Annotated in this window: 27 protein-coding genes, 1 pseudogene and 1 riboswitch; of the genes and pseudogenes, 16 read left to right on the forward strand and 12 right to left on the reverse strand. The window is 36.3% G+C overall.

The features are described from left to right. Nucleotides 1-18: 18 nt before the first annotated feature. The gene (locus tag I6L50_RS05495) at nucleotides 19-666 is read left to right on the forward strand and encodes a response regulator (RefSeq protein ID WP_002016393.1); all 648 of its coding nucleotides are present in this window, start codon (nucleotides 19-21) and stop codon (nucleotides 664-666) included. Between the two features lie 190 nt (nucleotides 667-856). Continuing rightward, a complete protein-coding gene (locus tag I6L50_RS05500; RefSeq protein ID WP_002167303.1) occupies nucleotides 857-1483 on the forward strand; it encodes an FMN-dependent NADH-azoreductase in 627 nt (208 codons plus the stop codon). A gap of 58 nt (nucleotides 1484-1541) precedes the next feature. Here the strand turns inward: I6L50_RS05500 and I6L50_RS05505 are convergent, their stop codons facing one another. Beyond that, nucleotides 1542-2213 carry a transcriptional regulator YeiL gene (locus I6L50_RS05505; protein WP_044438382.1) on the reverse strand — a complete coding sequence of 224 codons (672 nt, stop codon included), beginning with the start codon at nucleotides 2211-2213 and terminating at the stop codon, nucleotides 1542-1544. Nucleotides 2214-2320: 107 nt separating this feature from the next. Here I6L50_RS05505 and I6L50_RS05510 point away from each other — a divergent pair, with 107 nt between their 5' ends. Beyond that, complete coding sequence (locus tag I6L50_RS05510) at nucleotides 2321-3016, forward strand: YjjG family noncanonical pyrimidine nucleotidase (protein WP_113936150.1); 696 nt, start codon at nucleotides 2321-2323, stop codon at nucleotides 3014-3016. A 43-nt stretch (nucleotides 3017-3059) separates the two neighbouring features. Here I6L50_RS05510 and I6L50_RS05515 read toward each other — a convergent pair whose 3' ends face one another. After that, nucleotides 3060-4289: a chloride channel protein gene (locus I6L50_RS05515; protein ID WP_219300777.1), complete on the reverse strand. Its 1230-nt coding sequence runs from the start codon at nucleotides 4287-4289 to the stop codon at nucleotides 3060-3062. Nucleotides 4290-4608: 319 nt separating this feature from the next. Continuing rightward, nucleotides 4609-4713: riboswitch (SAM riboswitch) on the forward strand. Nucleotides 4714-4948: 235 nt separating this feature from the next. Between I6L50_RS05515 and I6L50_RS05520 the strand changes: the two genes are divergently transcribed. The 3 genes from I6L50_RS05520 to I6L50_RS05530 all read left to right on the forward strand — a co-directional run bounded on the left by I6L50_RS05520 (nucleotide 4949) and on the right by I6L50_RS05530 (nucleotide 8569). Then, nucleotides 4949-6247, forward strand: a complete 1299-nt coding sequence (locus tag I6L50_RS05520; RefSeq protein ID WP_002068601.1) for a bifunctional O-acetylhomoserine aminocarboxypropyltransferase/cysteine synthase — start codon at nucleotides 4949-4951, stop codon at nucleotides 6245-6247. Beyond that, a complete protein-coding gene (gene metA / locus I6L50_RS05525; protein WP_219300779.1) occupies nucleotides 6231-7136 on the forward strand; it encodes a homoserine O-acetyltransferase MetA in 906 nt (301 codons plus the stop codon). The genes I6L50_RS05520 and metA overlap by 17 nt, the downstream gene beginning before the upstream one ends. 137 nt (nucleotides 7137-7273) lie before the next feature. Beyond that, a complete protein-coding gene (locus I6L50_RS05530; RefSeq protein ID WP_219300780.1) occupies nucleotides 7274-8569 on the forward strand; it encodes a homoserine dehydrogenase in 1296 nt (431 codons plus the stop codon). 29 nt (nucleotides 8570-8598) lie between these two features. Here the strand turns inward: I6L50_RS05530 and I6L50_RS05535 are convergent, their stop codons facing one another. After that, on the reverse strand, nucleotides 8599-9225 hold the full coding sequence (locus I6L50_RS05535) for a YczE/YyaS/YitT family protein (protein ID WP_219300782.1): 627 nt from the start codon (nucleotides 9223-9225) through the stop codon (nucleotides 8599-8601). Nucleotides 9226-9323: 98 nt separating this feature from the next. Between I6L50_RS05535 and I6L50_RS05540 the strand changes: the two genes are divergently transcribed. The 5 genes from I6L50_RS05540 to I6L50_RS05560 are packed head-to-tail and all read left to right on the forward strand — an operon-like array spanning nucleotide 9324 to nucleotide 13789. Further along, the gene (locus tag I6L50_RS05540; protein WP_002068605.1) at nucleotides 9324-10301 is read left to right on the forward strand and encodes a LacI family DNA-binding transcriptional regulator; all 978 of its coding nucleotides are present in this window, start codon (nucleotides 9324-9326) and stop codon (nucleotides 10299-10301) included. Nucleotides 10302-10311: 10 nt separating this feature from the next. Beyond that, complete coding sequence (locus I6L50_RS05545; protein WP_113936155.1) at nucleotides 10312-11193, forward strand: SGNH/GDSL hydrolase family protein; 882 nt, start codon at nucleotides 10312-10314, stop codon at nucleotides 11191-11193. Further along, nucleotides 11190-12107: an ABC transporter ATP-binding protein gene (locus I6L50_RS05550; protein ID WP_219300784.1), complete on the forward strand. Its 918-nt coding sequence runs from the start codon at nucleotides 11190-11192 to the stop codon at nucleotides 12105-12107. The genes I6L50_RS05545 and I6L50_RS05550 overlap by 4 nt, the downstream gene beginning before the upstream one ends. Continuing rightward, nucleotides 12100-13092, forward strand: coding sequence for an ABC transporter permease (locus tag I6L50_RS05555; protein WP_002138969.1), 993 nt, complete (start codon nucleotides 12100-12102; stop codon nucleotides 13090-13092). The genes I6L50_RS05550 and I6L50_RS05555 overlap by 8 nt, the downstream gene beginning before the upstream one ends. A 19-nt stretch (nucleotides 13093-13111) precedes the next feature. Then, nucleotides 13112-13789 (forward strand): uracil-DNA glycosylase, encoded by a 678-nt coding sequence (locus tag I6L50_RS05560; RefSeq protein ID WP_219300786.1) that lies wholly within the window; start codon nucleotides 13112-13114, stop codon nucleotides 13787-13789. 43 nt (nucleotides 13790-13832) lie between these two features. Here I6L50_RS05560 and I6L50_RS05565 read toward each other — a convergent pair whose 3' ends face one another. The 3 genes from I6L50_RS05565 to I6L50_RS05575 all read right to left on the reverse strand — a co-directional run bounded on the left by I6L50_RS05565 (nucleotide 13833) and on the right by I6L50_RS05575 (nucleotide 16793). Next, the gene (locus tag I6L50_RS05565) at nucleotides 13833-14123 is read right to left on the reverse strand and encodes a DUF3817 domain-containing protein (RefSeq protein WP_002144657.1); all 291 of its coding nucleotides are present in this window, start codon (nucleotides 14121-14123) and stop codon (nucleotides 13833-13835) included. A 209-nt stretch (nucleotides 14124-14332) separates the two neighbouring features. Then, nucleotides 14333-15154, reverse strand: coding sequence for a Cof-type HAD-IIB family hydrolase (locus I6L50_RS05570; RefSeq protein WP_002068608.1), 822 nt, complete (start codon nucleotides 15152-15154; stop codon nucleotides 14333-14335). A 358-nt stretch (nucleotides 15155-15512) separates the two neighbouring features. Beyond that, the gene (locus I6L50_RS05575; RefSeq protein ID WP_113936159.1) at nucleotides 15513-16793 is read right to left on the reverse strand and encodes a purine/pyrimidine permease; all 1281 of its coding nucleotides are present in this window, start codon (nucleotides 16791-16793) and stop codon (nucleotides 15513-15515) included. Between the two features lie 95 nt (nucleotides 16794-16888). Between I6L50_RS05575 and I6L50_RS05580 the strand changes: the two genes are divergently transcribed. The 3 genes from I6L50_RS05580 (at nucleotide 16889) to I6L50_RS05590 (ending at nucleotide 18607) form a co-directional block, all read left to right on the forward strand. Beyond that, a complete protein-coding gene (locus I6L50_RS05580; RefSeq protein WP_219301289.1) occupies nucleotides 16889-17881 on the forward strand; it encodes a potassium channel family protein in 993 nt (330 codons plus the stop codon). A gap of 6 nt (nucleotides 17882-17887) precedes the next feature. Beyond that, complete coding sequence (locus I6L50_RS05585; RefSeq protein ID WP_002089830.1) at nucleotides 17888-18175, forward strand: YwdI family protein; 288 nt, start codon at nucleotides 17888-17890, stop codon at nucleotides 18173-18175. Between the two features lie 63 nt (nucleotides 18176-18238). Continuing rightward, nucleotides 18239-18607: a DUF423 domain-containing protein gene (locus I6L50_RS05590; RefSeq protein WP_002089827.1), complete on the forward strand. Its 369-nt coding sequence runs from the start codon at nucleotides 18239-18241 to the stop codon at nucleotides 18605-18607. Between the two features lie 31 nt (nucleotides 18608-18638). On the opposite strand, the gene gerQ is transcribed toward I6L50_RS05590, so the two are convergent. From gerQ to hemQ, 4 genes and pseudogenes are all read right to left on the reverse strand, one after another. Beyond that, on the reverse strand, nucleotides 18639-19067 hold the full coding sequence (gene gerQ / locus I6L50_RS05595; RefSeq protein WP_002089825.1) for a spore coat protein GerQ: 429 nt from the start codon (nucleotides 19065-19067) through the stop codon (nucleotides 18639-18641). Nucleotides 19068-19094: 27 nt separating this feature from the next. After that, complete coding sequence (cwlJ, locus tag I6L50_RS05600; RefSeq protein WP_002089824.1) at nucleotides 19095-19517, reverse strand: cell wall hydrolase CwlJ; 423 nt, start codon at nucleotides 19515-19517, stop codon at nucleotides 19095-19097. Nucleotides 19518-19691: 174 nt separating this feature from the next. Beyond that, nucleotides 19692-20964 (reverse strand): annotated as a pseudogene (locus I6L50_RS05605) (serine hydrolase). Nucleotides 20965-21144: 180 nt separating this feature from the next. Further along, nucleotides 21145-21888, reverse strand: coding sequence for a hydrogen peroxide-dependent heme synthase (gene hemQ / locus I6L50_RS05610; protein WP_002089820.1), 744 nt, complete (start codon nucleotides 21886-21888; stop codon nucleotides 21145-21147). A 278-nt stretch (nucleotides 21889-22166) separates the two neighbouring features. Here hemQ and pta point away from each other — a divergent pair, with 278 nt between their 5' ends. Continuing rightward, nucleotides 22167-23138, forward strand: coding sequence for a phosphate acetyltransferase (pta, locus tag I6L50_RS05615; RefSeq protein WP_219300788.1), 972 nt, complete (start codon nucleotides 22167-22169; stop codon nucleotides 23136-23138). Nucleotides 23139-23207: 69 nt separating this feature from the next. Here the strand turns inward: pta and lipL are convergent, their stop codons facing one another. After that, nucleotides 23208-24053 carry an octanoyl-[GcvH]:protein N-octanoyltransferase gene (lipL, locus tag I6L50_RS05620; protein ID WP_002089815.1) on the reverse strand — a complete coding sequence of 282 codons (846 nt, stop codon included), beginning with the start codon at nucleotides 24051-24053 and terminating at the stop codon, nucleotides 23208-23210. A 128-nt stretch (nucleotides 24054-24181) separates the two neighbouring features. After that, nucleotides 24182-24877, reverse strand: coding sequence for an RsfA family transcriptional regulator (locus I6L50_RS05625; RefSeq protein ID WP_002089813.1), 696 nt, complete (start codon nucleotides 24875-24877; stop codon nucleotides 24182-24184). 289 nt (nucleotides 24878-25166) lie between these two features. Between I6L50_RS05625 and I6L50_RS05630 the strand changes: the two genes are divergently transcribed. Then, nucleotides 25167-25391, forward strand: coding sequence for a YuzB family protein (locus I6L50_RS05630; RefSeq protein WP_002089811.1), 225 nt, complete (start codon nucleotides 25167-25169; stop codon nucleotides 25389-25391). Nucleotides 25392-25562 lie beyond the last annotated feature (171 nt).

Consider the following 25562-nt stretch of genomic DNA (forward strand, 5'->3'; position numbering starts at 1 on the left):
TGAAAATGAGGGAAGTTTGTGAAAATAAAAGTATTGTTAGTTGATGATCATACAGTTGTTTTAAAAGGATTAGCATTTTTTCTAAGCACACAGGAAGATTTTGAATTAGTTGGTGAAGCAAATAATGGGAAAGAGGCGCTAGTGAAAGTAGGCGAAACGAGTCCAGATGTCGTATTAATGGATTTATATATGCCTGAGATGGATGGAATTGAGGCAACAGCTTGTATTAAAAAAGAATATCCAAACGTGAAAGTAATTGTATTGACTAGTTTCTCTGATCAAGCTCATGTATTGCCGGCACTAAAAGCTGGGGCGAGCGGTTATATTTTAAAAGATATCGAACCAGATCAGCTTGTTGAAGCTATTCGAAGCGCGTATAAAGGTAATATTCAATTACATCCAGATATAGCAAATGCCCTTCTTTCTCAAACATTACCACAGGAAGAGAAAGAAGAAGAACCTTCCGTTCAAGTGGATGTATTAACAGCGAGAGAAAATGAAGTATTGCAGTTATTGGCGAAAGGGATGAGTAATAAAGAAATTGCTTCTGTTTTAGTTATTACAGAAAAAACGGTAAAAGCTCATATGAGTAGTATTTTGAGTAAGTTACATTTATCCGATCGCACACAAGCAGCATTATATGCAGTGAAAAATGGAATCGTATAAGACAAAAGTCGTAAGACCTAGTTCGCCTTTAGAAGGTGGACTTTTTTTATGGAAAAATACGTCTATGTGAGGACGTAATTGTTTTGATATAAAGATAAAATGTATTTGTAAGCAACAATAATTATAAGGGAGTACCCTTTTTCGTAAGTGATATATAACAACATAAGAGTGAGTAGTAGGAGGAAAAACAATGGCAACAGTTTTATTTGTAAAAGCAAACAACCGCCCAGCGGAACAAGCAGTTAGTGTGAAATTATACGAGGCATTTTTAGCAAACTATAAAGAAGCGCATCCAAATGATACAGTGGTAGAACTTGATTTATATAAAGAAGAATTACCATATGTAGGCGTAGATATGATTAATGGTACATTCAAAGCAGGTAGAGGATTTGATTTAACAGAAGAAGAAGCAAAAGTGGTAGCAGTTGCTGATAAGTATTTAAATCAATTCTTAGAAGCTGATAAAGTAGTTTTCGGTTTCCCATTATGGAACTTAACGATTCCGGCCGTATTACACACGTATATTGATTATTTAAACCGTGCTGGTAAAACGTTTAAATATACACCAGAAGGTCCAGTTGGGCTTATTGGAGATAAGAAGATTGCATTATTAAATGCACGCGGCGGCGTATATTCTGAAGGACCAGCAGCTGAAATGGAAATGGCTGTAAAATATGTAGCGAGCATGATGGGCTTCTTCGGTGCAACAAACATGGAAACGGTAGTTATTGAAGGACATAACCAATTCCCAGATAAAGCAGAAGAGATCATTGCAGCAGGTCTTGAAGAAGCGGCTAAAGTAGCAAGTAAATTTTAATTAAAAATATAATCGTCACTCGAAAAAACAGCATTAACTTTTATGTTAATGCTGTTTTTTATATTTTTAGCTCGTCAGCAAGTTTTTCTAATTGATTTCGATCTTGTATATAATATGTTCGGCCTTCTTTTTTTAAATAGTTTTGCTGGCAAAACTGGTTTAATACATATAAAAGATGGCGGTAACTGACGTTTAAGTATTCTGAGGCCTCAGTATGTTTTTCGGTATAGCAATTATTTTGTTCCGTTAATAGAATGAACGCAGCTAATCGGTTTTCAAATGGATAACTATAGTTTTTGGCGTAATTTTCTGTTCGGGTAATTGTTTTTTCTCCAATAAATTTGCATAGTTTCTGTAGAAAGGTAGCATCTTGCAATAAAAGATGCTGACAATCTTTAAGAGGAAGCGCTAAGCAAATACAATCTTCAATCACCTCAACCGCTTTTGTAACAGATTCTACGCCAATTAATCCTAATTCTCCAATGAATGAAGGTGCTTGAATAAAATTAATTAAAGAGACTTTCCCATTTTTATGGCTCATATATATTTTTGCTTTCCCGGAAATTAAGTAATAGAGATAAGGGAGGTCGACTCCCTCCTTACATATCATCTCTTTCTTTTGAAAAGAATGTAGTTCTACATATGGTAAGACATGAAAGGAAAAAAGAGTATGGAATTGATGAATTTGCATGTGTTGATAAATTTCTTTCTCATTTTTACTGATTTTCATATTTTCACCCCTGTTTGTAGTATGAGATATCTCCTATTATTTTTACAAGGAAGAATGATACGATTTATGTAAATTTGTTTTTGTAGAAAAGAGAGTGTGAGGGGTTTATGAAAAAATATAAAACATTGCTATTTGATGTAGATGATACATTGTTAGATTTTCAGAAGGCAGAGAAAGTGGCGTTACGTATGCTCTTTGAAGAGAAAGGGATTCCTTTAACTAGCGAGGTTGAAGCGCAGTATAAAAAAATTAATAAAAGCCTTTGGGATGCTTTTGAAGAAGGTGAAATAAATCGTGATGAAGTCGTAAATACACGATTTTCGATTTTGTTTAAAGAGTACGAGGAAGAAGTAGATGGGATATTATTCGAAAATAATTATCGCAGCTACTTAGAAGAAGGAAACCAACTAATCCAAGGTGCGTTTGAATTTATAAATCAAATTCAAAGTGAGTATGATTTATATATAGTGACAAACGGTATTTCTAAGACGCAAGATAAACGTTTGCGTAATGCAGGATTACATTCATTGTTTAAAGATATTTTTGTTTCTGAAGATACGGGATTCCAAAAGCCGATGAAAGAGTATTTTGAATATGTTTTTGAACGTATTCCTAACTTCGCTTCTGAAGAAGGACTCATTATTGGGGATTCGTTAAGTGCCGATATTAAAGGTGGATATGTAGCAGGAATTGATACTTGTTGGTTTAATCCAGAAAAGAAATCAAATGATAGCGAGATTGTGCCAACATATGAAGTGCATAGTTTTGAAGAGTTACACGCGCTATTAAAGCAGCACGTATAATAAGAATAGGCAGTGGAACTTTTGTCCCCACTGCCTATTTTTATTAATTTGTAGTTTCGTTATGTTTAGGAAGCGGAAATGCATTCCCAATCGCGGCTGCCCCGAGCATCGGTAATAATAAATTGAGCGGGAAAAACATGAGTAATAGTAATGTTATAGCTATTGGTTTTCTTAATGCATAGCTTGAAATAGCTGTCGTGACGATGGCTACAGAAGCTATTGGATCTATAGGGATAATAGAAGCTATAGCATATCCGATACTTGATCCAGCAAATATAATTGGGAAAATATGTCCGCCGCGCCAACCCGTATTTAAACAAACGGCAGTAATACATAATTTTAAAATTCCTGAAAGAAGTAGTACCCAGAAGGATAAATGGCTCCATTCAACGACTAAATCTTTTAATTGATGTTCCCCTGAGAATAACGTGTAAGGAAGAAAAGTTCCTGTAATTCCTAATAAAATACCGCCTATAATTCCAAGTGATACCTTGTATTCTTTGAAGGGGTGGATTAATTTCTCTAATGTGAATTCTAATTTGAAATAAAAGAAACCAACTATAGCACCAATGCTAGCAAGTGGTAGAAAGGCGATCCATTCATTAAGAGCAAGAGACCCTTCCCCAAAATCAACGATAAAGGATCCGCGATTATCGAGTTTACTAAGCAATAAATAAACGGAAAAACCAGCAAAAGTGGTAGCTAAATATACGATTGCTTTTTTTCCTTTCGAAAATTCATTAATTTGCTCACCCTCATTTTCATTCGGAGCTAAATAACCGAATAATGGTGCATTAAAAATAACACTTAAAGTGGCACCAATTCCAACCTCTGTTAGTTCATTCATTCCCTTTAAAGCAAATTTAAAGCGATCTCCTACCCATGTACAAAGTCCACCGATAATTCCAACAAGTGCAGCTTCTGGTCCTAAACTAGCTCCAAATATTAAAACGATAATCGCAGTTAAAGTAGCTTTATGTACAAAACGGTATTCAATTCTACCTGTTTTTTTATATTCAGCCATCACTTCCGGCATAAGACGTGGATATGTACCGAAGTATTTTTGTGTTAAACCAACGAGGATACCACCGATGATTGTTACACAAATGGTGTAATAAGGGGGAGAAGAGAAAACCGTAGGTAAGTATCCCCAAATAAAATGAATTCCGATATTTATCGTAACTAAAAATAACCAAACTGTAGCTCCTACTATAGAGCCTAGAAGAATGCCATATAGGACTAGTATATAGTTCATGTCCTTTTTATTTGTCATGTTATACCTCCGTTATGTGAGTTTTGATCTAGAGAAGATTAGATATGCTAGTATGAAATGAATTGAATATATATAGTATCTTTTTGAGAGGTGGGCTTATTCAATATATTGAGGTCTCGTGAGAATCTTGAACCTATACGCTTAAACTACTTATTTAATTCTATATATTGATCGAAGTTTTTAAAAGGTCTTTTTCAATTGAATATGGAATATATTTCTTTTATTGTTTGTATTAAATTCCTTACATTTAATTTAGAACATTCAGAAAAACTATTTGACATCAGGAAATTATTGCTATAAAATCAACGGTAATTGCATAGTCTTATCAAGAAAAGGTGGAGGGACAGGCCCGATGAAACCTTGGCAACAGCCGTATAACGGAATTGTGCCAAATCCTGCAGGTAATAATCCTGAGAGATAAGAAAGATCCTTTAGAGCGTGTTTTCAAACTGCTCCTTTCTTGTTTTCAGGAAAGGGGCAGTTTTTTATTTTGCATAAAGTGAAACTTTAATCAGTGGGGGTTTTGTCCCTCCCCCGCGGATTATTAGCCCACACCAATCAGGTAGTTATCTCCCGCCTAACTTCCTCGCATTCGCCGAATTTTGAGGTGGGAGTCTTACTGACCGCAAATAGCGGGATAAAAGAAAGGAGAATGAGAGATGGGAGAATCATGGGGGAAAGGAACGATTTGTGTGCAAGGCGGCTATACGCCAAAAAATGGTGAGCCGCGTGTTTTGCCGCTTTATCAAAGTACAACGTATAAATACGATACTTCAGATGATTTAGCAGCACTATTTAATTTAGAGGCAGAAGGATATATATATACGCGTATTGGAAATCCTACTCTAGCTGCATTTGAGCAGAAGTTATCAGATTTAGAAGGCGGTGTAGGGGCTGTTGCAACAGCTTCTGGGCAGGCAGCCATTATGCTTGCGGTTTTAAATATTTGCAGTAGTGGAGACCATTTACTTTGTTCTTCAACTGTTTACGGAGGAACGTTTAATTTATTTGGAGTGAGTTTGCGAAAGCTGGGCATAGATGTTACGTTCTTTAATCCTAATTTAACGGCAGATGAAATTGCGGCACTTGCTAATGATAAGACAAAACTCGTTTATGCAGAGTCGTTAGGAAATCCAGCAATGAACGTTTTGAATTTCAAAGAACTTTCAGCGGCAGCAAAAGAATTAGAAGTACCTTTTATCGTTGATAATACATTGGCGACGCCTTATTTATGCCAGGCGTTTGAACATGGGGCAAATATCATTGTCCATTCTACAACGAAATATATTGATGGCCATGCAAGTTCTCTAGGTGGGATTGTAATAGACGGAGGGAACTTCGATTGGACAAATGGAAAATACCCTGAGCTTGTCGAACCTGACCCGAGTTATCATGGCGTAAGCTATGTTCAAAATTTTGGAGCAGCAGCGTATATTGTGAAAGCACGCGTTCAGTTATTAAGAGACTACGGAAACTGTATGAGCCCATTCAATGCATATATTAGCAACATTGGCCTTGAAACATTGCATTTACGAATGGAGCGTCATAGTGAAAATGCTCTCGAAGTTGCTAAGTGGCTTGCTAATCATGATCGCATTGAATGGGTGAATTATCCTGGATTAGATAGTAATGAAAATTATTCGTTAGCACAAAAGTATTTGAAAAAAGGTGCTAGTGGAGTTTTAACATTTGGTATTAAGGGCGGATTAGAAGCAGCGAAAGAATTTATCGCAAATGTAAAGCTTGCAACTCTTGTAACGCATGTAGCTGATGCAAGAACTTGTGTAATACATCCTGCTAGTACGACGCACAGACAATTAAGCGCAGAAAATCAGCGTTTAGCTGGCGTTACATCTGATTTAATCCGTTTATCGGTCGGTATAGAAGATGTTTCTGATATTATTGCAGATTTAGAAGCGGCGCTAGTCGGAGGCAAACAACATGCCGATCATAATTGATAAAGATTTACCAGCTCGCAAAGTATTGCAGAAGGAAAATATTTTTGTAATGACGAAGGAGCGAGCAGTAACACAAGATATACGTGCTTTGAAAATTGCTATATTAAATTTAATGCCTACAAAACAAGAAACAGAGGCGCAATTACTTCGTTTAATTGGAAATACGCCGTTGCAATTAGATGTTCATTTACTTCATATGGAATCGCATCTGTCTCGCAATGTAGCGCAGGACCATTTAACGAGCTTCTATAAAACATTTCGTGATATTGAGGATGAAAAATTTGATGGACTCATTATTACAGGAGCACCAGTTGAAACTCTTTCTTTTGAAGAGGTAGATTATTGGGAAGAGCTTGGACGTATTATGGAGTATTCAAAAACGAATGTAACATCTACGCTTCATATTTGCTGGGGGGCACAAGCAGGTTTGTATTATCACTATGGTGTGCCGAAGTATCCTCTTGCGGAAAAAATGTTTGGTGTATTTGAACATGAGGTTCGCGAGCAACATGTGAAATTGTTACAAGGGTTTGATGAAGTGTTTTTTGCTCCGCATTCTCGTCATACAGAAGTAAGAGAGAGTGATATTGAAAAGGTGAAAGAATTAACGTTATTAGCCAATTCTGAAGAAGCAGGTGTTCATCTTGCTATTGGGCAAGATGGAAGGCAAGTTTTCGCACTCGGACATAGTGAATACAGTTGTGATACGTTAAAGCAAGAATACGAACGGGACTGCCAAAAAGGGTTAAATATTGATGTGCCAAAAAATTATTTTAAACATAATAATCCAAATGAGAGGCCACTTGTTAGGTGGAGGAGTCACGGGAATTTATTATTCTCTAATTGGTTGAATTATTACGTGTATCAAGAAACCCCTTATGTATTGTAAATGATTGTGTAACACGTGGTAGCGTTTTCCTTGTAAAGATTAACCTTTATTTTTCCGAATGTTCTAAATTCATTGTTTTTCAGATTTTTCGTCTATATAATTCATCTAAACACAATTTTTGAGGGGTGGACAGTATTATGAAAGAAATTCAAGTGGGGTTATTAGGTCTTGGGACAGTTGGTAGTGGTGTAGTTCGTATTATTACAGATCATCAAGAACGACTTATACACCAAGTAGGTTGTCCAGTGAAAGTAACGAAAGTATTGGTGCAAAACATTGAGAAAGAGAGAGAGGTCGACGTGCCTTCTACTCTATTAACACAAAATGTGAATGAAATTCTAGATAATCCAAATATTGATGTTGTCATCGAAGTGATGGGTGGCATTGATGATGCGAAAGCATATATTTTACAAGCTTTACAAAGTGGGAAGCACGTTGTGACTGCAAATAAAGATTTAATGGCGTTACACGGAGCGGAATTATTAGCGGTAGCAAAGGATAATAAGGCTGATCTATTTTATGAAGCAAGTGTAGCGGGAGGAATTCCGATTTTACGAAGCATCGTAGAAGGACTTTCTTCAGATCTTATTACGAAAGTAATGGGAATTGTAAATGGAACGACAAATTTTATTTTGACGAAAATGTCAGACGAAGGGAGAGCATATAACGACGTGTTAAAAGAAGCTCAGCAGCTTGGATTTGCAGAAGCAGATCCAACATCAGACGTAGAAGGTTTGGATGCAGCAAGAAAAATGACGATTTTGGCTACTCTCGGTTTCTCTACAAATGTAGAGCTTGGAGATGTGAAGGTAAAAGGGATTACTTCTATTACAGCAGAAGATATTGAATATAGTAAGAGCTTAGGCTATACAATTAAATTAATTGGCCTTGCAAAGCGAGATGGCGAGAAATTAGAGGTTACAGTTGAGCCAACTTTACTTCCAAATGCACACCCTCTTGCGGCAGTGCAAAATGAATATAATGCTGTGTATGTGTATGGTGAAGCGGTAGGAGAAACGATGTTTTATGGCCCGGGAGCAGGAAGCTTACCGACAGCGACAGCTGTTGTTTCTGATCTAGTTGCTGTAATGCAAAATATTAGGTTAGGTGTAACAGGAAATAGTGCTGTAGTTCCGCAATATCAAAAGGTACTAAAAGAGCCAGATGAAATTATTGTGAAAAAGTTTTTAAGACTTCATGTGAAAGACGAAATTGGTGTATTTGCAAAAATTACATCATTGTTCTCTGAGCGCGGTGTTAGTTTTGAAAAGATCATTCAAATGCCACTTGAAGAGAAAGGGAAAGCAGAAATAGTAATTGTAACGCATCGTGCTTCTCTTGCGGATTATGAGTACATTCTACATACATTGCAATCGTATGAAGAAATAGATTGTGTGAAAGCAAATTATCGAATTGAAGGAGATGCTAAGTAGTATCTCTTCTAATAAAACGAAAAAACCTATTAAGCGGCTTGCTTAATAGGTTTTTTTCTATTTAAAATCTGCGTACCAACTTGAATAAAAGCTTGAATAATCCAACCTGTTGTAAAGGATAAGATAATTGTTCCAAAATAGATTGGCCCATCTAATAAGAAGCTTAATGTTAAAAATAAAAAAGCTAATGAAATTTCTGTTCTTCTAAATGTCCATTTCTTTTTCTCAGCAACAGTTAAAACGAAAGCCTCTTGAGGTGCTGCGCAAAGGTTAGTAGAGACGTAAAGACCAATTCCGGCTCCGACGAATAGATTTCCGCAAACAAGTGTTATATATTTTGGAAGAGAGCGGATAGCATCCATAATAGTCGTAATAGAACCAACCCAATCAACAAAAAGAGAAATAAGAATCATTGTGACAATTGTGCCGATTGTAATTTGTTTTTTGTCCCAAAAGAGTACGATCAGGGTAAAAACAAAGTTAATCATGAAAATCCAAAAACCAATACTTATCCCAAAATTTTGATATAGTGCAATAAAGAAGGAATCATAAGGGCTAAGTCCAAAGGAAGTAATTGTCGTCATCATATTAATACCGATGGCGAGAATGAGTAAACCGCCAATGAAAAATATATATTCTAGTTTGAATCGAAGCATAGTTGTATATCCTTTCAAAATGTATTTGCTAAGAAAGGATATACTGTGGAAAGCTTACCAGGTCAAGCGAGAATTTTTGAGGGGAAGGGGAGAATGAGATGACTAATATAAGAAAGATTGCTGAACTTGCTGGGGTATCTGTTTCAACTGTTTCACGTGTACTCAATAATCATCCGTATGTGAATGAACAGAAACGAAAAGAGATTTTAGCGATTATTGAAGAATTAAATTATACGCAAAATGTGAATGCGATTCATTTAGTGAAAGGAAAAACGAATGTAATTGGCGTTTTATTGCCGCACGTAAATGATCAATATTACAGTGCCATTATTGGGGGGATATCAAAGGAAACCGCAAAGAACAATTATAATATGATGCTTTGCCAGACAAATTATAGCGAAGAAAAAGAGCTTGAAATTTTACATATGTTAAAAATGAAAAAGCTTGATGGAGTAATTATATGTTCACGGACAAATAGTAAGGAAAAGCTTGAAGAGTATACGAAGTTTGGTCCAATTGTGATGTGTGAAGAAATAGATTCGAAATTCATTTCGAGTGTACATATTGATTACTACAAAGTATTTTTGCGCGGGATGAAAAGCTTAATAGATGCTGGTCATACACGTATCGGATATTGCATTGGAAGAAGTAATAGTATTAATAGCCAGAGGCGAAAAAAAGCGTATGAGGATTCACTTCAACAGATTGTTGTAACACCGTTAGATGCCTGGAAGTTTAAGGGCTGTTTTACGGTGGAAGATGGGCGCAATGTAGTCAGGGAATGGGCTCGTATGTCTGTAAAACCGACGGCTTTTCTTGTATCTTGCAATCATATTGCTGCAGGAATGGTAACGGAGGCGAAAAAACAAGGAATTCGTATCCCAGAGGATATTACGATTATCGGATGTGATGATCAAGAGGTGGCAAATATATTAGGTATTACGACGATTTCGCATTCCAGTAAAAATGTTGGTGTAAAGGCATTTGAATTATTATATGAAAAGATTAATGATGAGGAAATAGATGTGAAACATGTAGAGTTATTACCAAATTTGGTAGATAGGGAAACGACATAATAGAGAAGGTGTGAAAATCGCTTTTCGAAAATTCGTTTGGTATAATTATGGACAATCTATAGGGGCTAAAAGGGGTTTTGATATGAGATCAAAATTAGTAAAAGTAATTCTACTCATTACAATTGCGTCTTTCTGTTTATTTGCATATGGTTTTGTTTCGGGTGTAAATGATGTATTAAATCCGAAAGCTTCAAAATTAATTACGAAGACTGACGTAGTGGAAAAAGAGAAAAAGAAAACAGGAACGTTACAAGTAGTTAGTTTAGGTGATTCGTTAACGCGCGGCGTTGGTGATAAAGAAGGAATTGGCTATATTGGACGAATGAAAGAGAATTTACAAAAAGATTATAAACAAAAAGTTGCACTAAGCAATTTGGCAGTTAGTGGTGCGAAAATGCCCGATTTGTTAAAACAAATTGAAAGCAGCGGAGCTCAATATTCAATTAAGCAAGCAGATGTAATTGTTTTAACAATTGGAGGAAATGATTTGTTCCCAGGATGGGAATCGCTCGGAAAGATAGATTTAGAGACGTATCGTCCTGATACGGAAACGTTTCAAAATGAAGCGAAGAAAATTATAGAAGAAATTCGTAAATTAAACACAGATAGCCCTATTTTTTGGTTAGGATTATACAATCCTTTTGAAGATGTAGAAGATTTGAGAGGTTCATCAAATATTGTTGTTGATTGGAACGCTTCTTTAGAGAAGTTAGCATTAAATGATAAAAACGTATATATTACACCGACATTTGATTTATTCCAAAATCGTGGGAAAGATTTATTATACTCAGATCATTTTCATCCGAATGAAGTAGGTTACACATATATGGCGGAGCGTTTAGTCCAAAATGTTGTAAGTAAATTAAAACTAGAGCAAGGAGGGGTAAAATGACGACGATACTTTCTGTACGAGACTTGAAGAAGGTAATTGGAAAGAAGACTCTTGTAGAGGACATTTCATTTGATGTAAAACAAGGAGAAGTGTTTGGCTTTTTAGGACCGAACGGAGCCGGGAAAACGACAACAATTCGAATGTTAGTCGGACTGATTAAAGCGACAGAAGGTACTATTTCTATCGGTGGTTATTCTATTAAGGAAAATTTCAGAGAAGCGATGCGTCAAATTGGAAGTATCGTTGAAAACCCAGAGCTTTATACATATTTAACGGGATGGGAAAACTTAAAGCAATTTGCGCGCATGCTTGGTGATATATCAGATGAACGTATTGTTGAAATTGCAAAAATGGTTCATTTAGATGAGCGTATTCACGATAAGGTAAAAACATATTCCCTTGGTATGAAGCAGCGCCTTGGAATTGCACAGGCGCTACTTGGAAACCCGAAATTGCTCATATTAGATGAACCGACGAATGGTTTAGATCCAGCTGGGATTAGAGAGCTTAGGGAATTTATACATAAGCTTGTAAAAGAAGAAAATATGAGTGTATTTATTTCGAGTCACTTATTAAGTGAAGTGCAACTGATATGCGACCGTGTTGCTATTATTCATAAAGGAAAAATGATAACAGTTGCACCTATTGAAGAGTTGATCAAAACAGCGAGTGATCGTGTGGAATGGGTCGTTACACCGGTTTCCAAAGCGAAAGACATGTTAGACGCTGCTGAAGAGATAGAGGAAGTTAGTGTAGAAGATGAGCGTTTATTATGTCGTATGGATGTTGCGTCTATTAATGTTTGGAATAAGCACTTTGTAGAAAACGGGATAGATGTACATAGCGTCAAAGAGCTTGTATTTACGCTAGAAGATTTATTTATTGAACTCACAAGGGGTGAGCAACATGCGTGAATTTGCGAATCTAGTTTTAAATGAATCAGAAAAGATTTATCGTAAGAAACGAATTGTTGTTGTCATGCTTATTTTAGCAATCTTGATTCCACTTTTTGTGTATGCTCAGTATCGTGAAATAGAAACGACGCAAAAAAGGCTTGGTACGACCGATTGGAAAGTATCATTACAGCAACAAATTGTTGATTCACAAAACCGCTTGAACAATTCTAGATTGCCAGAAGAATGGCGGGATTGGTTAAAAGTAAGAGTGGAACAACAACAATATTATTTAGATCATAATATTAATCCGACTGCGCCAGGAGCACCGACATTTGTGAGGGCGTTTATTGAACAAGGAATAACGTTATTTATTCCATTGCTCGTTATGATTGTCGCCATTGATATTGTTTCAGGAGAACGAAGCGATGGTACGATGAAAATGCTTCTGACGAGGCCAATTCGGCGCTGGAAAATACTCCTTAGTAAATATGTGACGATGTTATTTTTCATTTCGCTCATATTGCTTCTTGTCGGTTTGTTTGCTTATGCATTATCAGGGCTTGTATTTGGATACTCTGGATGGAATTTACCTGTGTTAACAGGATTCGTCATTGATAAGGAAACGTTAAATACAAACTTTGTACACCTTATTCCGCAGTGGCAATACATTTTAATGGCGTACGGACTAGCTTGGTTTGTTGCTATTGTGGTTGGAACTATATCATTTATGGTTTCTGTTTTAATTCGGAATACACCAGCTGGAATGGGCGTTATGTTAGCTGCGTTAATCGCAGGCGGCATTTTAAGTTCATTCGCAACGTCTTGGGAAGGGGCGAAATACATTTTTAGTGTCAACTTATCGCTAACGGATTATTTATCAGGAAAACTGCCTGCATTACAAGGATTATCGATGGGATTCTCTTTAATGAATTTAACGGTTTGGGCAGTAGTTTCCCTTATCATTTCATTTGTAGTATTTACAAGGCAGGATATGGTGAATTAATTGGATAGGAAGTGAAGGCATGGAAAACATTTTGCAGAATGATTGGGGACCATTACTTGGGCCAGAATTTGAGAAAGAATACTATCAAAATTTAGCTAACTTTTTAAAAGAAGAGTATGAGGAGCATGTGATTTATCCAAAGAAAGAAGATATTTTTAACGCTCTAGAGTATACAAGTTATGAAAATACAAAGGTTGTTATTTTAGGACAAGACCCATATCATGGACCGAATCAAGCACATGGTTTAAGCTTTTCGGTACAACCTGGTATTAAAACGCCGCCATCATTGCTAAATATGTACAAAGAACTTCGAGATGAATACGGTTATGAAATTCCGAATAATGGTTATTTAGTAAAATGGGCGGAGCAAGGGGTTTTACTATTAAATACTGTGTTAACGGTTCGTCAAGGTGAGGCGAATTCTCATAAAGGAAAAGGATGGGAGCATTTCACAGATCGCGTAATTGAGCTATTAAATGAACGTGAAAAGCCAGTTGTTTTCATATTATGGGGACGCCATGCTCAGGCGAAGAAAAAGTTAATTACGAATACGAATCATTATATTGTTGAGTCCGTACATCCAAGTCCATTATCAGCAAGACGTGGTTTCTTTGGAAGTAAGCCGTACTCTAAAGTAAATGAGATTTTATCTAACATGGATGAAAAAGAAATCGATTGGCAAATTCCGAATATATAAACGCAAAAAAGGTAGCTAACGATTGTTAACTACCTTTTTACTATTACTGTTCATTTTTTAGTTTTGCATCTAGTACAAAAGTACCAAATGGGATAACTGATGCAACAAGTGCACCAAGTGCCCATAAAATTGTTTTACGGTGTACGATTGTTACTTGAATTACCGCAAAGATGAATAGAATAAATAAAACGCCATGAGCCATGCCTGTAATTTTAACAGCTGTTGCAAACCCTGCAAAATATTTTAATGGCATTGCTACAAATAATAGTAATAGGAAAGAAATCCCCTCAATTAAGCCGATTGCTCTTAATCTTCCGATTGGTGTAGATAACATGAAGTAGCCTCCTTTAATGTATGCTTGTATATAGTAAATTTGTATTCTTTTTCAAAATGAAATAGTCTATTTTGTTTCATTATATACAAAAAGAAAGTTTACACTACGAGAATAGTGCAAAGTTCAAAATATAGTCACAAAAGCGTTGTAATTTAAATAAAAACCTATTTGAAGTGTTTGACTTCAAATAGGTTTTATGAATGAAAATATTAAACAAGCGCTTTGCTTTTTAGTACAAATTTCTCTACAACTTTAGCAACGCCATCGTTCATATTTGTATCTGTTACATAGTTTGCAATTTCTTTAATATCATCTGGTGCATTGCCCATCGCAACGCCAAGACCAGCAAATTCAATCATCGCTTGATCGTTATAGCTATCGCCCATTGCGATAACTTCTTCGCGCTTAATACCAAGTTTTTGGATTAATTGGTTTAAGCTCGTTCCTTTCGTAACACCATGTTCAGTAAATTCTAAGAAGAATGGTTTAGAGCGCATAACACTTAATTGACCTTCTAGTTGTTTTTGTAGTTTCTTTTCTACTTCAACAAGGCGTTCAGCTTCTTTATTCATTAATACTTTTACTACAGGCTCTTTAACAGCAGTTTTAAAATCATCTACTTCAATAATTGGCATACCAGTAATTTCGCCCTCAATTTTAGTATAAGGATTATTTTCTTCTGTTACGATATCATCGCCAATATAAGTATGAATCCATACGTCTTCAGTTTTACTAATTTCAAATAGGTTGTGAACGATTTCAGGAGATAGCGTACTACTGAAGATTTCTTCATTTGTTTTACAGTTAATAATTTTTGCGCCGTTAAAAGATAGAATGAAGCTACCGTATTCCTCTAAACGAAGTTCTTTTGCAACATTGCGCATACCAAACGTTGGGCGCCCAGAAGCAAGTACAACTTTAACTCCTTGCTCTTGTGCTGTCATTAAAGCCTCTTTCGTACGAGGTGAAATTGTATGGTCGTCGCGTAATAAAGTATCATCTAAATCTAAGACAATCATTTTATAAGTCATATAGAAAATTCCTTTCTTTGTTGAAATAGAAATAAATTTTTATGAAGATAGTGGGGAATATATAGTAAGACATCGAACTTCTTTGCATGAAACTAGGAGAAGTTCTGCATTGTTAGTATAAATTATCATGAGCGTGTTGCCCATGATAATTTATCCCGCTATTTGCGGACAGTAAGACTCCCAACTCAAAATTTAGCTGGAGCAACGAAGTTAGATGGGAGATCCACTGCCCGTAAATGCCCGATTGGTGCGGGCTAATAATCAGTGGGGATGAACAAAAACCCCACTGATTAAAGTTTCACTTTATCATTATCGTAACAACTCTAAAGATAGAGTGCAATAATGGAAGTTTTCCAATTTACGATGGTTGTTTTTCGTGCGAACGAGAAAATAATATTTCCAGCAAGATAGCCATTACAGATCCAAGGACAAGACCGTTACTTAAAAATGATGCTAAAAATGGTGGTAGCGTAGAAAACGCTCCTGCTGGAACGAACATAACGCCGACTCCTGTAAAGATTGAAAGACCTGCTACTTTAAATAATTGTTCTTTATTTTGTACAGTGTCATATTCGCGGAAAGCTAGACCAATCATGCTTGCAAATACAGGATAAATTGCAGCATACCCAACTGCAATGGGGATGGCTGCAAAGAATGAAGTAATCTTTGGGAATATACTAACAAGAATGATAAAGCTTGACCCTAACATAAATGGAAGGCGCTTATAAATATTTGTTGTTGCAATAAACCCTGCGGATCCAGAAATGGCAACAGGGCCAATGGCTGAAAATAGACCGCCTAGCAATTGATTTATTCCTGTTATAATGCCAGCTTGTTTGAAGCGATCTGGAGCATTTTCTTCATACTTAGAAACAACCTTTTGTACAACGCGAATACTTGCTAACATATTTGTTAGAAGTAGTAGTGTGACGAAAACTACCGTAATTGCCATGTTCCATTCAATGCGAGGCATTCCGAAAACAAACAGAGATGGAAGACGAATTATATCTGTCACAGGTGTTACTGGATTAGATAATCCGAAGCACGCAAATAATATCCAGCCGCAGACGATACTGAAAAGAACGGAATATTGTCCAATAATAGATAGCTTCATAATGAAAAAAGATAGTAAAATAACAATGAGTGAAAGAATAAATACCTTTGGCTGTACTTCTGTATGTTGTCCATCAAGGCCAAACATGCCTTTTAAGAAGGAGCCACTAAGTTGTGCGACCAAAAGGAATAAATACGTTCCAATTACTGTCGGTGTAAAGTAGCGAACTAGTTTATCGATAAGTCCAAAAACACTAAGAATAATACAAATAATTCCGCTTAGTAGGAAAGCGTACTGAAGGACCTTAAGTGTTTCATTGCTTGATCCAAATAATACGACGCCTAAACTTGCATATAGGGAGAAAATTCCCCACCAAAGGCCTGCGGGACCTTCTTGAATAGGAAGTTTATGACCGAATATAGCTTGCAGTAGGCCGGCAAAACCGAGAACAAATAATGTTCTTTGTACAAACGCGATAGCTTCAGTGCCATCAAGGCCGTAACTAGTTGCGACACTAATTGGTACAATAAGACTTCCAGCTAAAATAAATAGTGCCCATTGTAAGGCAGAAAGAAATAGCTTCATTATATCAACCTCTTTCATAGATTCCGTTTCTAGTATATACGTATTTCATTTCCTCTGGCAAAGATTGTAGATAGAGAAAAGAGTTGAAACATAATATGAATGCACGTAAGCAATTATGGATAGCAGTTATATGTATGACCTTTGTTGTAATTCTAGGAACGCTAGGATTTATGACAATTGAAGAGATTAGCCTGTTTCAAGCATTTTGGATGACGATGATTACTGTATTAACGGTTGGATATGGTGATGTAGTGCCTGTAACACAGGCAGGGAAATTTTTTGCGCTCCTTATTATACCTGTTGGCGTCGGTATCGTTACGTATGCAATGGGTGTAGTAGCAGCTATGATCATTGAGGGGAATTTATTTCATGCAGTGCGGAGGAAGAAGATGGATAAACAAATAGCACAGTTACAAAATCATATTATAGTATGTGGTTGCGGTAGAGTAGGGCTTCAAGTTGTACATGAATTACAGGAAAAGAAAATTCCATTTGTAGTTGTGGATAAAGATGAAAGTATATTGGAGCAGGAAAAACTTTTATATGTACATGGAGATGCAACTGAAGACCAAGTATTACATAATGCTGGAATTTTGAAGGCAGCGGGTCTAGTGGCTATAGTAGCAAACGATGCTGAAAATGTATTTATTACGTTAACCGCACGAGGACTGAACGATGCAATTAAAATTTTAGCAAGAGCTGAAAAGCCAGAAACAGAAGAGAAATTACGACGCGCTGGTGCAAATAAGGTTGTTAATCCATCTAGTATGGCGGGAATTCATATAGCGAAAGGTATTGCGAATCCGTTGACAGTTCATTATATTGATACAGTGTTGTATGGAATAGAGCAATCATTTGTAATTGAAGAGATTCAAGTTGGAAAAGGTTCTATCTTAGCCAGTAAATCGTTAATAGAGAGTAATGTGAGAAATCAATTTGATGTAACGATTTTGGCGATTTTAAGGGATGGGGATATTATCCATAATCCAACGGGGCAGGAAAAACTGCAAGAACATGATATGATAATAGTATTTGGTTCAGTGGAGAAACTGGGGCAATTTGAGAAAGAACTACAAAGTAAGAGGTGACAAGGAATGCAAGTATCTAGTGATAAGATTTTAAATAAAATGGCGAATGAAATTGCAAAGGCAAAAAGTAGTGAAGGACAACAATCAAAAGAACACTTATTAGTTGTACGTGCTTTATGTGATTTATTATTGGATGAACAAGTGGAGCCTTCTACGTATAGAGAACCACAAGTTCAAACACAAGTAATCGGGTCTCAGCCTATGACGACAGTTCAACCAGTTATGCCGGTTTCTGGAGAAAAAGTATATATAAAAGAAAAGGATGCAAACGGTAAATCTTTATTTGACTTTTAAAAGTAAAATCGTTTGGATTATATGTGAAGATTGCTTATGATAAAAATAAAAAGGGGAATTAAGATGAAAATTTTCTTTTTACTAGGTTGTATTGCAGCGGGGCTATCTGTTGCATTAGGGGCTTTTGGAGCACATGGTTTAGAAAATAAAATTTCTGCAAAAATGTTAGAAGTGTGGAAGACGGGCGTTACATATCAAATGTTTCATGCAGGTGGCTTATTCGTAGTTGCTCTATTAATGGACAAAATGCAATCATCACTTTTAAACACTGCAGGTTGGCTTATGGTAGCTGGGATTATTATGTTCTCAGGCAGTCTTTATGCATTAAGTACAACAGGTATTAAATTCTTTGGCCCAATTACACCCCTTGGTGGTGTAGCGTTTATTGTGGCGTGGATTTTAGTCGGAACTGCAGTTGTAAAAGGGTTATAAAAAACAAAAGCTGGCATTTGCCAGCTTTTTTTTATGGTCTTGGAGCATAAGTTGCTTGTTGACCAGGTAAATACGCAATTTCTCCTGGGAATTCTACATAATCTAAATAAATCATTAGTAGTAAAAAGCGTTTTCCAGATTTCGGCTCACTAATAACGATATGATCACGGCCGGCTGCCTCGATAATCCCTGTATAAGATTGTGTGCCAAGTGAGCTACCACGTTCATAAGTCATTACAACTGTAGCCTGCTTACCTTTGTTTAAACGAAGGATATTTTCAATATAAGATTGCTCTAGTGGTAACATACCTTGAGAAACTGCAAGTTGAGCCTGAGCAGCTTGTTGTTGCATCGCTTGCTGTTGTTGCTGTTGCTGCGCGGTCATTTGTTGCGGTTGCACATAAGTTCCAGATGGTTGATAAAAACCTGTTCCGTAGTACGGGTTTTGTTGCTGTGTCATTCAAAAATCCCTCCTCATTTTCATTCCTTAATATACGCTTGGACAATCCTCCCCGGATGGTTGGAAGAAGCAGTGCTTTTTAAAACGTCCAGAGTTTTGCTGGTTATACCAAGTTGGTGGGCAAGGACCTTCAGGTCTAAAAAACCATAAAGCGAAATTTGCAGGCCAAAAACGTTGCCCTTGAATTGTTCGACGGGCTAAGGCAATATCTTGTTCTCTTGCTCGTTGATAAAAATACCCTTTTTGAGTAGCTTCAAAACCACCAGGATTTTGATAAACCATCTGACGTAAGTTCCGTACTTTTTTAAAATCTAAACAATTTCCGCGGACACGATTTACACCGACATTTCCAACCATTAGCATGCCTTGTTGTCCTTCTCCTTCAGCTTCAGCACGCATGAGTCTAGCTAATAACTTTACATCTTCTTCTGTATGTGCGATAACACCCATTATGTGTCACCTCTCTTTTTGGAATACCCTTTGGAAAGAGGTTTTTCTTAGATGAAGTGTGGAACAATTACTAGTTCATACGTATGAGAAAAAGGACGCAGATATGACAACCAAACGAAGTTTTACATCTAGAGGGGAAAATAAAAAAAGCTAGCGTGAGCTAGCTTTTCATCATTAAAATACTTTAGACCATAAATTTGAGAAGAAATCGCCAATTGAACGCATTGTTAATACGAACCAATTTGCTTTTTCTACTTCTGCAGTCGTTTTTGCAGTAACTTTTATACTTTTATTTCCGTCTAAGAAACCATATTTATCAGATGGTTTCTTAGACGATTGAACCTACCTTTGCATCTTTCTTAATAGGAGCAACTAAATGCCCATCTTCAGCAAGTGATTTATCTGCTTCAGTAGAAATTTTGTAAGGTGATTTGCTACCTTTTGCAGTAACTACTGTCACTTCTTTTTCTGGTGCAACTGTTACGTAGTCTTCTTTTCCTTTTACTACAGAAATTTTGTTGTTTTTATCTATTTTTAATTTCTGTTTTTCGAAGTTATTAAATCCATACTCAATTAATGCGCGAGATTCTGTGAAACGTTCGTCCATTGATTTCGTTTTAATAATAACAGAAATAAGACGTAAATCACCGCGTTTTGCTGTAATGGTAAAACCATACCCAGCGGTATCAGAGCTTCCTGTTTTTAAACCATCTGCTCCTTCATAAGAGAAAGCAGCACCTGGTAACATCCAGTTCCAATTTTCCATACGAATTGGTTTTGGATGATTATCTGGGAAGTTTCTAAATCTTTGTTTTGTATCCTCTAGCATTTCTGGATACTTTGTAATAATTGTTTTTGAAAGAATACCCATATCGCGAGCTGACATGGAGTTTTCTCCATTCGGATCAGTTCCTTCAGGATGTTTTCCTTTTAAATCAGCGTTATTTAACCCCGTAGCGTTTACAAATTTATATTTCTTTAACCCTAGTTTTTTCGCATGTTCATTTGCGAGATTTAAGAAGTTCTTTTCACTGCCTGCAAGTAATTCTGCTAAAGCAATACTAGATCCATTTGCAGAGAAGATAACGATAGAATGGTATAATTCTCTTACAGTATATTGACGTCCTTTTTCGAACGGCACGTTAGAGAATTCATTATTACGTGAAACTTCATAAGCGTAATCAGAAATAGTTACTTTCGTATCCCAAGTGATTTTTCCTTCTTTAATTGCTTCTAATACGGCATAAATAACAATTAATTTTGACATACTAGCGATAGCTAGCAATTCATCTGGATTTTGTTCATGCAGTATTTTTCCTGTATCCGCATCAAATAGAAGTGCAGCAGCTGCCTCTATATGTATTTTTTCTTCCGCATGGGATGTTGTTACTCCTAAGGAAGAAAATGACAATAGAGACATTAGTAAAATAGACAAGATTTTCTTCATATACATTATCACCTTCGCATCGTTATTAGCATAAATTTGGATATAGAAAGGTTACAATTTTGTAAGGAAATCGAAAAGAATTTGTCGATTTTTGTTCAAATTTGCAGAGAAAAGAAGTTTTTTGAGGAGAAATATAGAGGGTAATAAAAAAAGGAACGAAATTCGTTCCTTTTTTACGATTTATATGTGTAAAAATTTCTCTACCTTTTCGTCTGGTAAAATGTTTCCAACGAAAAATGTTCCGAATTCACCATAACGAGCACTTACTTCATCGAAGCGCATTTCATATATAAGTTTCTTAAATTGAAGAACATCGTCAGCAAATAATGTTACGCCCCACTCAAAATCGTCAAATCCAACTGATCCTGAAATAACTTGGCGCACTTTACCTGCGTACTGGCGACCGATTTTGCTATGGCTGTACATAAGTTTCTTACGTTCATCCATAGGAAGCATATACCAGTTATCATTACCTTGGCGACGCTTATCCATTGGATAGAAGCAAATGTGATTTGCTTTCGGTAACTCAGGATATAAGCGAGCTAAGATTTGTGGGTTTTGGTATGGGTCTTCATCAGCTGGAAGATAGTTGCTTAGTTCAACAACAGATACGTAAGAATATGCAGGAACTAAATATTCAGCTAATGTTGTTTTATTTAATTCTGTTTCGATTTCATTTAACTCTTCCATTGTTGGACGTAAGATCATAAGCATAATATCTGCTTTTTGACCAACAACTGTATACATTGCATGACTGCCTTTTTTTGCAGTAGCTACTTCGTTCCATTTTTCAACGACATTTAAAAATTCAGACACTGCTTGTCCGCGTTCGTCACTAGATAATGTTTTCCATGCTGCCCAATCAATAGAACGTAAATCATGTAAACAATACCAGCCATCTAACGTTGTTGTTGCTTCACTCATTCTATTCACCTCAGTTAATGATATTTTACACGTTAACTATAGCATATATAGGATTAAAAACATCTACATAAAGTTTCGGCGCATAAAACTGTCACATTTATATTTACTGGAAAACGGGAGAAAATAAGGCTTAAGTAGGCATTATTTCTAGGCTGAATTTTATGAAAATATAATCATTTTTATTTTATCTATTTTTTGGGAGCTATAAGTTTAAAATATAGAGGAAAAGCAGTATTCTTAAAGATAGAGTTTTTTAACATATGTAGGAGGGTTTATTCGTGAGCAACTTATTTACAACAGTAAAAGAACAAGTTCAAGGAAAAGGCATTTCTATCGTACTTCCTGAAGGAACTGATGAAAGAATTTTAGGCGCTGCAGAGCGTTTAGCAAAAGAAGAGTTAGTAAAACCAATTTTAGTTGGTAATAAAGAAGAAATTAGCGCAAAAGCTGCTAGCATGAATTTAACATTAGCAGGCGTTGATATTTATGACCCAGCTACATACGAAGAAATGGATGCAATGGTAGCATCTTTCGTTGAACGCCGTAAAGGTAAAGCAACAGAAGAAGATGCTCGTAAAATTCTTAAAGATGAAAACTACTTCGGTACAATGCTTGTATACATGGGCAAAGCACAAGGTTTAGTAAGTGGTGCAGCTCACTCTACAGCTGATACAGTTCGTCCAGCACTTCAAATTATTAAAACAAAACCAGGCGTTACAAAAACTTCAGGCGTATTCATCATGGTACGTGAAGAAGAGAAGTATGTATTCGCTGATTGCGCAATTAACATTGCACCAAACAGCCAAGATTTAGCTGAAATTGGTATCGAAAGTGCGAAAACTGCTGAACTATTCGGCATTGACCCACGCGTTGCTATGTTAAGCTTCTCTACAAAAGGTTCTGCGAAATCTCCAGAAACAGAAAAAGTTGTAGAAGCAACTCGCATTGCAAAAGAAATGGCTCCTGAATTAACTTTAGATGGAGAATTCCAATTCGATGCTGCATTCGTACCATCTGTAGCTGAGAAGAAAGCTCCAGGTTCTACAATTAAAGGTGATGCTAACGTATTCGTATTCCCAAGCTTAGAAGCTGGTAATATCGGCTACAAAATCGCTCAACGCTTAGGTAACTTCGAAGCAGTAGGACCAATCTTACAAGGTTTAAATATGCCTGTAAATGATCTATCTCGTGGATGTAACGAAGAAGAAGTGTACAAGTTAGCTTTAATTACAGCAGCTCAAGCACTTTAATTCTATAACGAATTAATATGAAAAAAGACCATCCTATTTCTTTTGAAATGAGGGTGGTCTTTTTGGTTTCTATTTTTCTAAACCAAGTGCCTTATTATTACGGTCAATAATACGTTGTAAATTCGTCTCATATAAAGGAACTTCATCTACTGTCAGCTGAGATGGTGTTAACTTTGGAGTGAATTGTTGCAACGTTTTTAAAAGGCGCATCATTAAATCTCGCACTGTAATTGTTTCGCCAAGTAATTCAGATAGTGAAGCCATCGTACTCGGTACAATTTCAGGATACGTAAATCTTGTTTCTTCGCCTTGAATTGCTACGTTGTAAAAATCACGAACGAGTGCGGCACGCTCAGATCCGCTTCCTGTCGCACATAAGTAAATTTGTACAGCAACGCCTCCGCGAATACGACGCTGAGAAATACCAGCAAATTTTTGATCGCGAATGCTCAAATCGTAGCTACCAGGACAATAAGAACCAACAATTTCTTTTGCCTCGATAGTAACATCGTAATCTTTTAACATTTCCTTAATTAAATGCCACATCGTATCGTATCCAAGGTCGATATCGATACCCTTTTCTGTTTCTTGGAATAAAAGTGATACGTTTAAAACACCTTCATCAAGTACAACAGCAAGTCCACCAGAATTACGAACGATAACATTGAAGTCGTTTTCTTTTAAAAAGGAAATACCTTCTTCTAAATGTGGTAGACGTGAATCTTGAATGCCAAGAACAATTGTATTGTGATGAACCCAAGAACGCATTGTTGCAGCGGATTGGCCTTTTCCGATACTTGTGCATAACGTGTCATCCATTGCGAATGACTGAAGTGCATGAAATGTTGGGCCTAAACTAGACTGATCCACAATACGCCACTCTGGCTGAGATAAAATCGAACGGGAATTGCTCATATAACTAACCCCTTATTTTTAAAATGACAATCTCTATTATAGCAAAAAATGTAGAAAGGGGTTTTCCCATATATAAAGGGAAAGTTTAGAGGTGAAAGAATAAAAAGGATGCATTGCATGCATCCTTCTTATTCTGCAATTTTTTCTAAATTACCGTTTCGATCCATGCGGAAAGATGTTTGCGAGCGTTCCTCATCATCCATTACTGCTAATTTACGAGCACGGTTCATAATATTCATAAGCGTTTCGTAATCCTCTTGTACAGTATGAGATTGTTGTTCTAATTTTTCTAGTTTCTTTTCTAGCTCTTCATTTCGCAGAATTTGCGTTTTAATTTCTTGTTTCAATCTCGTATTCTCGTTTTCAAGAGCTGTTACTTTTATATTTGAAGATCCAACTGTTTGTAAAAAGTAAATAACATCTTGCATTGTTATTGAGCTTTTTGGAGCAGGGACAGTCGGCTCTTGATATGGAGTAGCTTCTGTATATTGAACAGCTGTTTCATACGGTACGTATTCTTCATAATCAGTTATCGCCGCCGCTGAAGCTGGTGGTGTGTAAAGCAAACGTTTTTTTGTCTGTTCACCGCCCGCAGCACGCATTTTATCTTTACGATGTTTTTTTGCTAGTTGAAGAGCTTGTTCATAGCTATAGCGAACAACAGCATTCCAGCGGAAACCACAAGCAGCAGATGTGCGATTTAACTGATCTCCTACTTCTTCAAAAGCATTTAATTGAGTACTTCCTTCTCGAACATGGCGAAGCACCGTTTCGGCAAGTAATAAATCGTCCTCGTCTGTCCAAGCATCTTGTCTTACTTTCATAGATTCAACTCCCTTTCTTTTTATGAACTTCCTATTTTTATAATGGGCAAAAAAATGAGCTTTTATACAAAGCTTTTAAAAATATGGTAGATTTCAATGAAGAGAAGAAATGTGGCTATGAATGATGAAAGCTTTTGAAGGAGAAAATATAAAAAATAGGTAGCTTTATATAGGAATAGAGCTACGCCCGGAGACTTGCAACAAGCTTCAAAGAGCGGTAAAATACCATTTAGTGTTTATTTTTAAATGTACTTGTGAAAAGTTTAAAATAGAGGAAGTGTTATATATAATGGGAAACGAATTTCGTGTGTGTGATGATTGTCAGGCAACGAACGTTAAAACGTTGATTCCGAAGTTAAAAAAAGTAGATTCATGTGCAACGATCGAGGTTGCATGTCAGTCTTACTGTGGCCCTGGTCGTAAAAAATCATTCGCGTTTGTAAATAATCGTCCAGTTGCGGCTCCAACAGAAGACGAATTAATTATAAAAATTGAAGCAAAGTTAAATAAGTAAGAAAAAGAAGAGTGAACAGATTACTCTTCTTTTTTTATGTCCATAAGATAGCGTTTTGTATGAATTCGTATTTCAAAATAATGGTTGACAGTCTTTTGACGTGGTAGGTAGAATAGAAAGTGTCTGATTATGAGAATCATTATCAAGAAAATATCGATTCATCTAATTTTT

The organism is Bacillus sp. FDAARGOS_1420, from assembly GCF_019344915.1.
GTDB lineage: Bacteria > Bacillota > Bacilli > Bacillales > Bacillaceae_G > Bacillus_A > Bacillus_A mycoides.

Coding starts and splice junctions, on each gene's coding strand:
- I6L50_RS05575 (WP_113936159.1), bottom strand. CDS start 16,793: ATGAAGCTATTTCTTTCTGCCTTACAATGGGCACTATTTATTTTAGCT.
- lipL (WP_002089815.1), bottom strand. CDS start 24,053: ATGAGCAATTCCCGTTCGATTTTATCTCAGCCAGAGTGGCGTATTGTG.
- cwlJ (WP_002089824.1), bottom strand. CDS start 19,517: ATGGGTGTTATCGCACATACAGAAGAAGATGTAAAGTTATTAGCTAGA.
- gerQ (WP_002089825.1), bottom strand. CDS start 19,067: ATGACACAGCAACAAAACCCGTACTACGGAACAGGTTTTTATCAACCA.
- I6L50_RS05540 (WP_002068605.1), top strand. CDS start 9,324: ATGACTAATATAAGAAAGATTGCTGAACTTGCTGGGGTATCTGTTTCA.
- I6L50_RS05580 (WP_219301289.1), top strand. CDS start 16,889: ATGAATGCACGTAAGCAATTATGGATAGCAGTTATATGTATGACCTTT.
- I6L50_RS05565 (WP_002144657.1), bottom strand. CDS start 14,123: ATGTTATCTACACCAATCGGAAGATTAAGAGCAATCGGCTTAATTGAG.
- I6L50_RS05570 (WP_002068608.1), bottom strand. CDS start 15,154: ATGACTTATAAAATGATTGTCTTAGATTTAGATGATACTTTATTACGC.
- I6L50_RS05535 (WP_219300782.1), bottom strand. CDS start 9,225: ATGCTTCGATTCAAACTAGAATATATATTTTTCATTGGCGGTTTACTC.
- I6L50_RS05520 (WP_002068601.1), top strand. CDS start 4,949: ATGGGAGAATCATGGGGGAAAGGAACGATTTGTGTGCAAGGCGGCTAT.
- I6L50_RS05505 (WP_044438382.1), bottom strand. CDS start 2,213: ATGAAAATCAGTAAAAATGAGAAAGAAATTTATCAACACATGCAAATT.
- I6L50_RS05515 (WP_219300777.1), bottom strand. CDS start 4,289: ATGACAAATAAAAAGGACATGAACTATATACTAGTCCTATATGGCATT.
- metA (WP_219300779.1), top strand. CDS start 6,231: ATGCCGATCATAATTGATAAAGATTTACCAGCTCGCAAAGTATTGCAG.
- I6L50_RS05510 (WP_113936150.1), top strand. CDS start 2,321: ATGAAAAAATATAAAACATTGCTATTTGATGTAGATGATACATTGTTA.
- I6L50_RS05530 (WP_219300780.1), top strand. CDS start 7,274: ATGAAAGAAATTCAAGTGGGGTTATTAGGTCTTGGGACAGTTGGTAGT.
- I6L50_RS05625 (WP_002089813.1), bottom strand. CDS start 24,877: ATGAAAGTAAGACAAGATGCTTGGACAGACGAGGACGATTTATTACTT.
- hemQ (WP_002089820.1), bottom strand. CDS start 21,888: ATGAGTGAAGCAACAACAACGTTAGATGGCTGGTATTGTTTACATGAT.
- I6L50_RS05555 (WP_002138969.1), top strand. CDS start 12,100: ATGCGTGAATTTGCGAATCTAGTTTTAAATGAATCAGAAAAGATTTAT.
- I6L50_RS05585 (WP_002089830.1), top strand. CDS start 17,888: ATGCAAGTATCTAGTGATAAGATTTTAAATAAAATGGCGAATGAAATT.
- I6L50_RS05560 (WP_219300786.1), top strand. CDS start 13,112: ATGGAAAACATTTTGCAGAATGATTGGGGACCATTACTTGGGCCAGAA.
- I6L50_RS05500 (WP_002167303.1), top strand. CDS start 857: ATGGCAACAGTTTTATTTGTAAAAGCAAACAACCGCCCAGCGGAACAA.
- I6L50_RS05590 (WP_002089827.1), top strand. CDS start 18,239: ATGAAAATTTTCTTTTTACTAGGTTGTATTGCAGCGGGGCTATCTGTT.
- I6L50_RS05550 (WP_219300784.1), top strand. CDS start 11,190: ATGACGACGATACTTTCTGTACGAGACTTGAAGAAGGTAATTGGAAAG.
- I6L50_RS05630 (WP_002089811.1), top strand. CDS start 25,167: ATGGGAAACGAATTTCGTGTGTGTGATGATTGTCAGGCAACGAACGTT.